General features: G+C 53.2%; 11 protein-coding genes. 2 read left to right on the top strand and 9 right to left on the bottom strand.

Features of this window, described 5'->3' with window-relative positions; translation table 11 throughout:
- The 6 genes from DG177_RS15065 to DG177_RS15040 form a co-directional block, all read right to left on the bottom strand.
- On the bottom strand, window positions 1-1,206 hold the full coding sequence (locus tag DG177_RS15065; RefSeq protein ID WP_108813006.1) for a DUF445 family protein: 1,206 nt from the start codon (window positions 1,204-1,206) through the stop codon (window positions 1-3).
- A gap of 95 nt (window positions 1,207-1,301) precedes the next feature.
- On the bottom strand, window positions 1,302-4,466 hold the full coding sequence (locus DG177_RS15060) for an efflux RND transporter permease subunit (protein WP_108812233.1): 3,165 nt from the start codon (window positions 4,464-4,466) through the stop codon (window positions 1,302-1,304).
- Window positions 4,467-4,521: 55 nt separating this feature from the next.
- Complete coding sequence (locus tag DG177_RS15055) at window positions 4,522-5,706, bottom strand: efflux RND transporter periplasmic adaptor subunit (protein WP_108812232.1); 1,185 nt, start codon at window positions 5,704-5,706, stop codon at window positions 4,522-4,524.
- A 264-nt stretch (window positions 5,707-5,970) separates the two neighbouring features.
- Entirely contained in the window at window positions 5,971-6,246 is a 276-nt protein-coding gene (locus DG177_RS15050) for a GlsB/YeaQ/YmgE family stress response membrane protein (protein WP_337658907.1), read from the bottom strand.
- A gap of 197 nt (window positions 6,247-6,443) precedes the next feature.
- Window positions 6,444-6,743: a CtrA inhibitor SciP gene (gene sciP / locus DG177_RS15045; RefSeq protein WP_108812231.1), complete on the bottom strand. Its 300-nt coding sequence runs from the start codon at window positions 6,741-6,743 to the stop codon at window positions 6,444-6,446.
- A gap of 108 nt (window positions 6,744-6,851) precedes the next feature.
- A complete protein-coding gene (locus DG177_RS15040) occupies window positions 6,852-7,187 on the bottom strand; it encodes a hypothetical protein (RefSeq protein WP_337658906.1) in 336 nt (111 codons plus the stop codon).
- 199 nt (window positions 7,188-7,386) lie between these two features.
- Here DG177_RS15040 and mnmA point away from each other — a divergent pair, with 199 nt between their 5' ends.
- Window positions 7,387-8,520: a tRNA 2-thiouridine(34) synthase MnmA gene (gene mnmA / locus DG177_RS15035; RefSeq protein WP_337658905.1), complete on the top strand. Its 1,134-nt coding sequence runs from the start codon at window positions 7,387-7,389 to the stop codon at window positions 8,518-8,520.
- 6 nt (window positions 8,521-8,526) lie between these two features.
- On the opposite strand, the gene DG177_RS15030 is transcribed toward mnmA, so the two are convergent.
- The gene (locus DG177_RS15030) at window positions 8,527-8,889 is read right to left on the bottom strand and encodes a hypothetical protein (RefSeq protein WP_108812229.1); all 363 of its coding nucleotides are present in this window, start codon (window positions 8,887-8,889) and stop codon (window positions 8,527-8,529) included.
- Window positions 8,890-8,918: 29 nt separating this feature from the next.
- Between DG177_RS15030 and DG177_RS15025 the strand changes: the two genes are divergently transcribed.
- Window positions 8,919-10,061 carry a serine hydrolase domain-containing protein gene (locus DG177_RS15025; protein ID WP_337658904.1) on the top strand — a complete coding sequence of 381 codons (1,143 nt, stop codon included), beginning with the start codon at window positions 8,919-8,921 and terminating at the stop codon, window positions 10,059-10,061.
- A gap of 31 nt (window positions 10,062-10,092) precedes the next feature.
- On the opposite strand, the gene DG177_RS15020 is transcribed toward DG177_RS15025, so the two are convergent.
- Both DG177_RS15020 and pdxH read right to left on the bottom strand, forming a co-directional pair.
- A complete protein-coding gene (locus DG177_RS15020; protein WP_108812228.1) occupies window positions 10,093-10,899 on the bottom strand; it encodes a PhzF family phenazine biosynthesis isomerase in 807 nt (268 codons plus the stop codon).
- Entirely contained in the window at window positions 10,896-11,483 is a 588-nt protein-coding gene (gene pdxH / locus DG177_RS15015) for a pyridoxamine 5'-phosphate oxidase (RefSeq protein WP_108812227.1), read from the bottom strand. The genes DG177_RS15020 and pdxH overlap by 4 nt, the downstream gene beginning before the upstream one ends.
- Window positions 11,484-11,670: the final 187 nt, after the last annotated feature.

The following is an 11,670-nucleotide window of genomic DNA, read 5'->3' as shown; positions in this document are numbered from 1 at the left end:
CTAGATCCAGTAGCCCAATGTGTGGAGCGATACACCGACCAAACCGCCCACCAAAGTACCATTGACCCGGATATATTGGAGGTCCCGCCCAACCGCATTTTCCACGCGATCAGTAATAGTCTGTGCGTCCCATCCGCGAATGGTTTCGGATACGAGCTTTACGATATTGTCGCCATAGCTTGCGACGACGCCGGCCACCGCACGACGGGCGAAGCGGTTAAGCTGCCGATTGAGCAACGGGTCTTTTTGCAGGCTGCTGCCCAATTGCATCAGGGCATCTCCGAAATGACCCGCCATAGCGGCCTCCGGATCTCGGGAAGCCTTGAGCAGCGCTTCACGGCCGGATTCCCAAATACCGTCAATCCAGCTCGCTATGGCCGGATTCTCGATCATCTCCAATTTCCATTCGTTCACCCGCTGCCGCAATTCGGGATCACTTTTCAGCTCTTGGGCCAGCTGCGCGATACTTTCCGCAGTTTTGGCACGTACCGGATGATCGGGATCCGACGCCATATCAGCGAGCAGCTTGTACAGCCCGTCCATGACTTCATTGGCCAACCGGTCATCCAGTCCGGTCCAACGCATGACCGTGTTGGCGCGATCATGGACAATGGCGCGAATGACATATTCATTGGCGTCCAGCGTCCGGTACGCCCACTTGATCGTTGAATCGATTAGCGGCCCATGGCGGTTCTCAGCCATGACGGCCTCTAGAATCTGACCCATTGGGGTGGCTAAATCGAGCTCTCTGGCCTGTGTCTTCACGGCCCCTTTGAACATGCTGCCAAGCCGGTCCTGATCAAGAGAACCGATAATATCTCCGATCAGTCGCGACGCGCCCATGCGCAACCGCCCTTCTCCTCCGCTCGGAGATTTCAGAAACTTTCCGACACCGCCAGCAAGATCGATACCATGCATCCGTTGCGCAACGATTCGCGAAAGCAGGAAGTTATTCTTGAGGAAATTGGCCAGCGTATCGCCAATCCGGTCCTTATTCCTGGGGATAATCGCAGTATGCGGAATTGGTAATCCCATCGGATGACGAAACAGCGCTGTGACCGCAAACCAGTCGGCCAATCCACCCACCATTGCCGCTTCGGCAAAGGCGCGAACAAAACCAAGAACCGGGTGGACCTCTTCGTAGGATTTGGCCGTAAAATAGATCACCGCCATCACGACCAGCATTCCGGTCGCGATAATCTTCATATCACGGCCCGCATTGTTCAAATCCCGACTGATAGCGGCTGAACCTTTGCTAGGGGCACTGTTGGACGTCGGCGCCAATGTAGAAGAAAGCGGCTTCACTCGGCTGGCTGAACCTCTGCCTCAGAGGATTTCTCAGGTCCCTCACCATCGTCCACCAGCAGATGTCGACGGAATAGTCGACCAAGCCGTTTTTCGATGCCGCTCGCTAAGCTAAAGCCCGCTGGTACGATCAGCAATGTCAGGACGGTCGATAAGATCAACCCGCCAATCACGACTGTTCCCATTGGTGCGCGCCATGAGGAATCACCAGACAATGAGATTGCTGTCGGAATCATACCCGCAGTCATTGCCACGGTGGTCATGACAATAGGCTGGGCCCGTTTTCGGCCCGCTTCAATAATGGCTTCGCGTTTTCGCATGCCGAGCTCCATCTGCTCGAGCGCAAAGTCGATAAGAAGGATCGAGTTTTTGGCGACAATGCCAAATAGCAACAAAATGCCAATGAATACGGGGAGAGACAGTGCCTGCCCAACCATAACCAACGCAATCAGACCACCCAATGGCGCCAAGAGCAATGATCCCATATTGACCAGCGGCGACATGACACGGCCATAGAGCAACACGAGGACAGCAAAGACCAGCAACGTCCCGGCCATCAAGGCAATACCGAAATTGGTTTGCATTTCCTGTTGCCACTCATCAGCACCAAAGGGCGCATTCGATACACCGGTAGGCAAGTCCTGCATGACAGGCAGTTTGTCAATTTGGGCTTGCGCCGTGCCCTTCACAACGCCCGGTGCAAGATCAGCACCGACAAAAATACGGCGTTTCTGCTTATAGCGCTGAATAGTCGTTGGCCCGGAACCAAAGCTGATGTCGGCAACCCGGCTTAGCGGAACTGATCCGCCACCGGCGATTGGCACTGGCAAGTTTTCAATGGTTGAAAAATCTCTGCGTGATTTGCGCGGCAGCACAACGCGGATTGGAACTTGCCTATCCGAGAGAGAGAATTTTGCACTATTCTGATCGATCTCGCCCAAAGTCGCAATACGAATGGTCTGGCTGAGAGCCGATGTTGAAACACCCAGTTGTGAAGCCAAGTCAGAACGCGGCGTGATCAGAATTTCCGGTCTCTGCAGGTCGGCGTTAACCCGCGGTCCTACTACTGATTTCAGGCCTTTCATCTGTTCTACCAAAATCGCGGCAGTCCGTTCCAACAATGCCGGATCAGAGCCTGATAACATGATCGAAAAGTCCCGACCTGTTCCACCGCCGCCAGGGCCATTATTGTTGAGGAAGGACACCCGCGCATCAGGAATGGCCTGAAGCTGCGGTGTTAGCTGCTCTTCATATTCAGAACTCTTGCGCTCTCGTTCAGCCTTCAGCGTAATGAATATCCGCCCGTTGCCTTCTCGGATACTTTCAAGCGCTGTTTGGGTTTCTGGCTGTGCGTCGATAATTTCTGCCACTTTAGCAGACACGCTGGCGGTTTGCTCGAGTGTTGTACCCGGCACCATTTCGATATTGACCCGACTGAAATCCTCATTTCCGGTGGGAAAGAATTCTTTGGGGATGACAATAAACATCACGATGGTCACCACGAAAGTCAGCACACCTAACCCCATGATAATTATGCGGTGATCGAAGAACTTTGCATATATCCGATTAAATATGCCGCCACGTGCTTTGATTTCTTCTGACCGCCCTCGGCCCAATGTCCAGGTCAATATGTCCACATATTGCCCAATCCACGGTCCGCTGGCGTGATCCGCCTCGCCCTTCGCTTTCAGGAAATAGGCTGCGATCATTGGCGTGATCATTCGTGCGACGGCCAAACTCATCAGAACCGCAATCACGACGGTGAAACCGAAAACCTTGAAATATTGACCTGCTATGCCGGGCATCAGCGCGACGGGCAGGAAGACCGCAACAATCGAAAAGGTCGTCGCCACAACGGCCAAGCCAATCTCGTCGGCTGCGTCAATAGATGCCTGATAGGCGGATTTGCCCATTCGCATATGGCGGACAATATTCTCAATCTCCACAATCGCGTCATCAACCAGAACACCCGCCACCAGGCCCAATGCCATCAAGCTCATCTGGTTCAGACTAAATCCGATCATATCCAGGAACCAGAATGTCGGGATAGCAGAAAGCGGAATGGCAATTGCCGAAATGAAGGTTGCGCGCCAGTCACGCAGGAATAGAAATACGACAATGATGGCGAGCACCGCGCCCTCAATCATCGCTGCCATGGAGCTTCTATATTGCGCCTTGGTAAATCCTACACTGGTAAACAACTGGGTGAAACTGACGCCAGGATTTTCCTCAGCAATCTGTTCCATTTTTTTGACCGCATCGTCATAGACGGTGACGTCAGAAGCGCCCTTTGCACGTGACAAACTGAATGTGACAACCTGTTTGCCTTTTACGCGCGCAATGCGGCTCAGCTCACTAAAACTGTCGGAAACATTGGCGATGTCAGAGAGTTTGACGGATCGACCATCACCAGTGGCTATCTGGGTTTGAGACAAATCAAATGCTGTTTTCGCATTACCCAGAACACGGACCGATTGGCGCGATCCGGCTATTTCAGTCTGACCGCCTGCTGCGTTCAGATTCAACTGGCGCAATGCGCTGTTGATCTGCGAAGCTGTTACACCAAGTGCTTGTATTCTTTCCGGGATCAGGACAACGCGAATTTCACGATCAACACCGCCGCCGCGTTCGACCGTTCCGATGCCGTTAATCGTCAAAAGGGTTTTGGCAACGGTGTCGTCAACAAACCAGCTCAGCTGCTCCATCGTCATATCTTCAGCGCCCACCGCAAAATATGCGATAGGATTACCAGAAGTCGACTCTTTGGTTATCAGCGGTTCAAGAATGCCATCCGGCAAATTGCTCCGTTCCTGATCAACCGCGTTTTTGACGTCATTGACCGCTTGATCAATGCTCTCGCCAATATCAAATTGGATAACGGTCTGACTGCGTCCTTCGCGAGTAGTCGAACTGATACTGTCAACACCGTCCAACCCCTGCACGGCCGCCTCAACCCGCTGGGTTATCTGGGTTTCAATTTCTGTCGGCGCTGCACCAGGCTGCGAGATTGATACAATCACGACCGGGAACTCGATATCTGGGTCATTCTGGACATCGATCAACTGAAAGCTGACCAGACCGGCGAGCATCATGCCCACGAAAATGACGATAGGAATTACAGGATTGCGGATCGACCAGGCAGAGATATTGCGAAAATTCATAATATTATAATCCGTGGTTCCGGTTCATGCTTAGCGGAGATCTCAACAGCATGGATCAAGCACCTTTGTCCTCGTTCACGGCCCGTACGGTTTCACCAGGGTTCAAGAAACCACCCGCACGCATGACCACTCGCTCATTCCCAGCAAGCCCGGAAGCGATCGTAACTCCAGCCGAGCTTACTCCAGCGGTCTCAATGCCCCGCCGAACGATCTTGTTGTCCTTATCGACTATATAGACATAATTGCCTTTATCGTCGTCATGAACAGCAGATTCCGGAAGCACCGCAGCTTGTGATGAACCACTTTGTATCTTGGCACTCGCAAAACCACCAGGGCGCAATGCGTCATCAAATTTCAGCGCAATCTTGGCAACACCCTGTCTCGACTGAGCATCAATCACCGGAGAGATTTGCCAGATTTGACCGGTCAGAACTTTACTCGTCCCTACCGGTACGACCTCAGTACTAACCCCAACAGAAACGCTGGCCAAGTCACTCTCACTCAATCGCGCCTGCAACTCCATCTCACCATTTTGAGCGAGCCGAAACAATATGCCGCTACCCGGACTAACTGTCTGGCCTACTTCAACATCGCGTTCCAGCACCAGGCCGCCTTTTGGCGCAACAATGTTCAAAAACCGATTGCGAGCCCGCGTTTCTGCCAGCTGTGCCTGCGAGACGCGCAATTGGGCGGCACTGGAATCACGCGTTGCGGTCAGCCGATCAATGTCCGCTTTTGAAATAAAACCGCGGTCAACCAACCGAGCCGCACGATCAAGATTGGCCTGAGCCAGATTCAGTTCGGCACGAGATGAAGCAACCGATGCTTCCAAACGGGCGGCCTGCTGATTTTGAACGGACCGGTCAATACTGGCCATTATCTGACCGGGCCGCACCCAGTCGCCAGCATCCACATAAACATTGGTCACACGACCACCTTCGCCAACGACTCCCACCGGAATCTCCCGGCGCGCAGCCAATGTACCTGTTGCATTTATGGTGCGAATGACATCCTGCTTGCCTGGTACAATTACCGTAACAACCGGTGCTTGACCGTCTTCGGCGCCATCTACAGCAGTACCGCCACCAGACATAAGCTGATATGTCACCACAGCTATAATCAACGCTATGATGGCTATCGTGATGATCATCAGACGCCGGTTCTTGCGACCCTTTTCAACGCTGTCATCTAACATTGAGACATCAAGGTCTTCACCGGAAAGTTTCGATTCATAGTTCATAGTTAACACTCTTTAACCCGGCCTTATCGTATTTCCGCTCCGCATTATACAAAAGAATCAGCGAGATCAGCAGAAATCAGGACTTCTTATGATTGGTGTATTATATCAATAAATCAGTTACGACAAGCCTGAACAATCATCAATTGTGCAAGCTCGCTTCAGACGGTGTGGAATAATGGAGTCGGCACGGTTTTTTACATGCAAAGGCTGACCCTGTTCAGGCCAGCCTTTCACATATTGATTTGCTGGGTTGCTTTGGTCTGTTTAACGGACGCGACCGCGTTTTATTAAATTGACGATCCCTAGCAGAACCACTGCACCGCCAAATGCGACAAGCAATGTCATCGGGCTAAACGGGGCTTCCCGTAAATTTTGTGTACCGCCGGTGAAAAAGCTGAATAACCAGCCTCCCAGCATCGATCCGACACAACCTACGACGACATTCCAGAATATTCCCATCGAAGCATCGCGGCCCATAACCATGCTTGCCAGCCAGCCAATGACACCACCCATGACAAGTGCGATTATAAAGTTAATCATATTCCCTCCTGACCGATTTACAGCCCCTGTTTTTTGGGACGATCAGGCGATATTATACGAATGCGCGAACGAAACCAGAAAATAGTCAGAAAAATGCAAAAACAAAGGCCCCGGATGAGAACATCCGAGGCCTTTATGCCGTTAACAGTGATGATTAATCCAACGGCGACAGCCGTCAGATCGCGGCACTGGGCCGATCAATATTTCTGCTGACGCTCATAAAGATCCCGATAATGCTGAATCCGCGTAACCCGCAGGCCTGGCATTCCGGACCGGTCTACCGCCCGCTGCCACGACGCGAATTCTTCCAATGACAGACTGTACCGATCACAAACTTCATCGACAGTCAGCAAACCGCCATTTACCGCGGCTACAACCTCTGCTTTGCGTCGAACAACCCAGCGTGTCGTGCCTGGAGCTGGCAAATCAGCGATAGTCAAAGGTTCGCCCAATGGGCCGACGACTTGCGCTGGTTTAATTGTTTGGTTCTCGATCATACTACCCTCAATATACGCCTTGCGGCATTTCACTCTAAATCCAAATCTTGTTACATCTTTAGACATAGAGTTTTTCAAACTACTAAATCACCAAGGTAAAGAACGCGTTCATATTTTCTTTTGCGCTGCCTTACCTGATGCTTCGTCACGCAATAGATCGGGCCGGAAATGGCCTTTCTCAAAAATGCGTGCGCTTTTTGCAAAGGGGCTCTTTTGTGGACGCTCCCCTGCAAAAAACTTGATCCGATCTTCCATCAATCCCTTACTGTTGTGCATCGGCTGGACAGCCAATCCACTGCGCCGTGCAATATATGCGCGGGCCGAGGGGGACAGAGTCTGGCGTGCGATCGCATGCGCAATCAGCGCATCATGCGCGCTGCCTGCTGGTGCATCCGTTTCGGCACTGGTCTGAGCCAGATTCTTATGAGGGAAGTTCATTTCCATAAACAGGCTTCTAGCAACGAAGATATAAACATCCGTAAAGGCGGCGTTCACGCGGTCTTAGGACTGGTTAAGCAAACCTTCCTTCCAATCCGCATTTTCGTCCCAATATGAACCAAAGCAGGACGGAACGCCGGGTTTCCGCTCAGTATTTCTGCAAAACTGGCGCTTTACCCGGTTCATCGTTAAGGGACGTGACATTATGACTGACCGAATCAATAGTGAATTTCAGCTCGGCGACGATCTGACCGGCAAACGCATCGTCGTGGCCATGTCTGGTGGTGTCGATTCCAGCGTCGTCGCGGCTTTGGCCTCGCGCACCGGTGCAGAGACCATTGGCATTACCTTGCAGCTCTATGATCATGGCGAAGCCGTCGGCCGCGCTGGCAGCTGCTGTGCGGGCCAGGACATCCGTGATGCTCGGGCGGTCGCCGAAAAGCTTGGCATTGCTCACTATGTCTTTGATCATGCCAGCCGCTTTCAGGAATCGGTTATGGATGTTTTTGCCGATGAGTATATGGCCGGCCGGACACCGATTCCCTGTGTTCAGTGTAATATGGGCGTTAAATTCACTGATCTGCTCAACCTGTCCCGCGAGCTGGGCGCCGACTGTCTGGCCACAGGACATTATGTTAGGCGCGTCATGGGTGACAATGGCTCTGAACTACACCGCGCCATGGATCCAGCACGCGACCAGAGCTATTTCCTGTTTGCGACGACCCAGGATCAACTCGACTATCTGCGCTTCCCGCTCGGCGATATGCCAAAGGACCAGGTGCGTGAGATTGCGAAAGAAATGGGACTTACGGTTGCCTTCAAACCGGATAGCCAGGATATCTGCTTCGTGCCCGATGGAGATTATGCGAAAGTCGTCCGCAAACTGCGGCCCGAAGCCGATGATGATGGCGAGATTGTGCATATCGACGGAACCGTAATGGGTCGGCACAAGGGACTGATCCACTATACCGTCGGCCAGCGCAAGGGATTGGAGATCGGCGGACAGGCCGAGCCCCTTTACGTAATCCGCTTGGAACCAGAGACAAAACGTGTCTTTGTCGGACCGAGGCAGGCACTGGCCGTGGCTTCAGCGACGCTGCGGGACATTAACTGGATTGGCGGTGATTTCGAAGGACCGATGCAAGTGAAAGTCCGCTCTATGGCCAAACCGACGCATGCCCGTCTTGAAGGCGACAAGCTACAATTCCACAATCCGGAATATGGCGTATCCCCTGGTCAGGCAGCCGTCTTCTACCACAAGGATCGTGTTCTCGGTGGCGGCTGGATCGAAAAAACCGGAGCAGTGTCGCAGCAGTGGCTGGCGGCAGCTACGGCCTGATTTGGCTTAGTTGGCCTGGCCCTCAGTCAGGATCACACAACCCCAACCTTCACGAAATTCTGCGGTCGCGGATGCCAATAGCGGAACCGATGCTGTTACACGGCGCTTCTTGTCGTCCTGTGACAGGCCGATTACTTCCATTCCGGGCTCGAAATCCTTTTCACAGTCTGCCAAATCCCGACCGCCGACATAGTGGCAGGAACAGGCAACGCGCGCGCCATAAGCGGTACCAATGCCCAACTGCCCTTTGATAAAGGTGTAGTTATAAGCGAAGACCGCGGCCAATATCAGGACAAATAGGACCAAGATGTATAGAGCTATACGGCCTTTGCGACTTTGGGTCTGGGAAACATTCTTTTCGGTTGCCATAATGGCCTCTATTGGTGCAACCGATGTTGATGCACAAGATTAAAATCGCCACCCTGTCCGCGTTCGCCTTTTCACTCTCCAGTTGCGGAGCCAGTGATGAACCTGCCGCGCCTCTCAAAAAAACGGCCGAAGAACTGGCTTATATAGCGGACTCTAGTCCAATCGAAAAAGCACGATTGGACACTGCCATTTCTCCGTTGTTCGAAGATCCCGCAATGTCCGAAACCCGAGCGGTTTTGATCATGCACCGCGGTGAGATCATCGCCGAGCGCTATGGTGAAGGTTATGACGAGGACACCCGCTTTATCAGCTGGTCAATGGCGAAGTCCTTTACCGGCGCGCTGGTTGGCTTTCTTGTTGCCGATGGTCGGCTGGTGCTCGATGACCCCGCCCCTGTCCCGGCCTGGCAACGGCCTGGCGACCCGCGGGGCGACATAACGCTGCGCCAGCTGATCCACATGTCATCCGGTCTCGACCATACCGAGGTCCCTGAAGAAAATGGCAAGACCGTCTACGAAGCCGACACCAATCGCATGCTTTTCCTCGACGGATCCGGCGATACGGCGGCCTATGCCGAAGCGCGTCCGATGGAGGCTGAGCCCGGTGAGAAATTTGAATATAGCACGGCGACCAGCATCATTTTAGCGGATATCATCACCCGTACATTGACCAAAAGCGAAGATCCCAAGGTGCGACGGGATACGGCCATGCGGTTCATACGCGGTCGTTTACTCGAACCGCTGGGCATGGACGGCACCTATTTTGAGTTCGATGCCAATGGTACTTTTCTGGGCGGTAGCATCATTCAGGCGACTGCACGCGATTATGCGAAGTTTGGAGAATTCCTGCGCAACAATGGCGCCCGCAAAGGTGCCCAGCATCTGCCGGTCAGCTGGGTCCAGTTCATGCGGACATCGTCAGCCAATGATCCGGCCTATGGCGGACATATATGGCTGAACAAGAAGCGCCCGGAAGGTCGCAATCAAGTGTTATTCCCGGACATGGCATCCGATACGGTCTTTGGCGCGCTGGGCCATCTCGGTCAGCAGATTGTGGTTTCGCCAGACCAGAAGCTGACAATTGTCCGGCTGGGCAAAACGCAAGACGACGTGCTGCGCCCGATGAGCGACCAGATCGGACGGATTGTATCACTGTTCCCGACCAGTAAATAAACCTGTTTACGAGCCCGATACTCGCAGCGATTTATAACCGAAACTGACCCTCAACAACGGTCACGCAATTGCCGCCAAGCCAGGCCTTTTCGCCATCCAGACGGCATTGCACATAGCCGCCACGGCCACTGGCCTGATAGGCGGTAAAGCTGTCTCTGCCCAATATTTTCGCCCAGTACGGCGTCAGAACAGCATGAGCTGAACCAGTGACACTATCTTCATCCACGCCGCCGCCGGGTACGAAGACTCGGCTCAAGGCATCTGTATCTTTACCGGGGGCTGTGCAGATAAACTGCTCGTTGCCAAACGCTGCCAGAGCCTTCAAATCCGGTTTCAACGCCAGAACCTCATCGGCGGTTTGATAGCGGATGACATTATAGCGCCCTTCATGAAACTGCATATCTATCGGTGTTCCACCAACCAGTTCGACCACATCCAATCGCTCCTTGGGTGATGGCGGATAGGCCGGCAACTCAAGCATATAGCCGTCGCCGTTGCGGATCATGGTCAGCACTCCGGCCGTGCGCGTACGAAAAGTCACACGGTCCCTCTCTGGATCTTGTGTCAATATGATATGACCGCTTGCCAGGGTCGCGTGGCCGCATAGACCGATTTCTATCGTCGGCGTGAACCAGCGCAGCTCGTAATCCGCCTGTCCCGTTGCATCGGGCAGATAAAAGGCGGTTTCGGCAAAATTATTCTCTTCCCCGATGGCCTGCAGCACATCATCATCAAGCCAGCGTTCCAGCGGCATCACTGCAGCCTGATTGCCGGTAAAGGGTCGATCCGCAAAGGCGTCGACATGATAATAAGGCAATATCCCGTTTTCTTGTGTCATGGGTAGAGCATTCCTTCCGTCCACATTTCGCTAGCATCATCATCGGCACGAACAAATATCCGCCGTTCGTGCAGCCGATGTTCTCGATCTTGCCAGAACTCAAACCGCGATGGTGTCAGGCGATAGCCAGACCAATGCGGCGGGCGTGTGACATCCTGATCTTCAAACCGCGCCTTAATCTCCTCAAATCGCGCTTCGAAAGTCTCACGCGCATCGAGCGGTTGCGATTGATCGGATGCCCAGGCACCCAATTGTGAGTCGCGGCTCCGCGTTGCAAAATAGGCATCGGCAATTGTATCCGAAACGGTCGACAAATTGCCTTCGATCCGGATCTGTCGGCGCACGCTTTTCCAGTGGAACAATATAGCCGCCCTTGGGTTAGCCTTGATATCGGCGGCCTTCCGGCTTTGCTGGTTGGTATAAAAAATAAAACCGTCGCGATCATATCCCTTGAGCAAAACCATTCGCGCTGCGGGTTGACCGCTGGCATCAGCCGTCGCGATCGTCATGGCATTGGAATCGTTCAGTTCAGTTTCGCGGGCCTCGGCAAACCAACTGGCAAATATATCAAACGGGTCTTTCATGATTGATGCTGTATCAGCCAGATTGCTGGCGGGGAAGAGAGCTTTTCCTTCTCACCGCGATGGTTTTTCTACCGATGACCGATCTCCCACGTCCCCTCAGCCTAGCGAGATCATGGGTTGGCGAAAACGCGACGGCTTCCTCGCTGTTAAGCGACTTGATCCGATCTATTCTGAGCGCATAGCCGCT

The sequence above is a fragment of the Sphingorhabdus sp. Alg231-15 genome, from assembly GCF_900149705.1.
Taxonomy (GTDB): domain Bacteria; phylum Pseudomonadota; class Alphaproteobacteria; order Sphingomonadales; family Sphingomonadaceae; genus Parasphingorhabdus.
Note: the sequence above shows the minus strand (reverse complement) of the source record. Positions and strands in the feature narration are given on the sequence as shown.

Bases quoted from the DNA above. Each gene is read 5' to 3' on its own strand.
- DG177_RS15065 (WP_108813006.1), bottom strand. From the start codon at position 1,206: ATGAAGATTATCGCGACCGGAATGCTGGTCGTGATGGCGGTGATCTAT.
- DG177_RS15060 (WP_108812233.1), bottom strand. From the start codon at position 4,466: ATGAATTTTCGCAATATCTCTGCCTGGTCGATCCGCAATCCTGTAATT.
- DG177_RS15055 (WP_108812232.1), bottom strand. From the start codon at position 5,706: ATGAACTATGAATCGAAACTTTCCGGTGAAGACCTTGATGTCTCAATG.
- DG177_RS15050 (WP_337658907.1), bottom strand. From the start codon at position 6,246: ATGATTAACTTTATAATCGCACTTGTCATGGGTGGTGTCATTGGCTGG.
- sciP (WP_108812231.1), bottom strand. From the start codon at position 6,743: ATGATCGAGAACCAAACAATTAAACCAGCGCAAGTCGTCGGCCCATTG.
- DG177_RS15040 (WP_337658906.1), bottom strand. From the start codon at position 7,187: ATGGAAATGAACTTCCCTCATAAGAATCTGGCTCAGACCAGTGCCGAA.
- mnmA (WP_337658905.1), top strand. From the start codon at position 7,387: ATGACTGACCGAATCAATAGTGAATTTCAGCTCGGCGACGATCTGACC.
- DG177_RS15030 (WP_108812229.1), bottom strand. From the start codon at position 8,889: ATGGCAACCGAAAAGAATGTTTCCCAGACCCAAAGTCGCAAAGGCCGT.
- DG177_RS15025 (WP_337658904.1), top strand. From the start codon at position 8,919: ATGCACAAGATTAAAATCGCCACCCTGTCCGCGTTCGCCTTTTCACTC.
- DG177_RS15020 (WP_108812228.1), bottom strand. From the start codon at position 10,899: ATGACACAAGAAAACGGGATATTGCCTTATTATCATGTCGACGCCTTT.
- pdxH (WP_108812227.1), bottom strand. From the start codon at position 11,483: ATGAAAGACCCGTTTGATATATTTGCCAGTTGGTTTGCCGAGGCCCGC.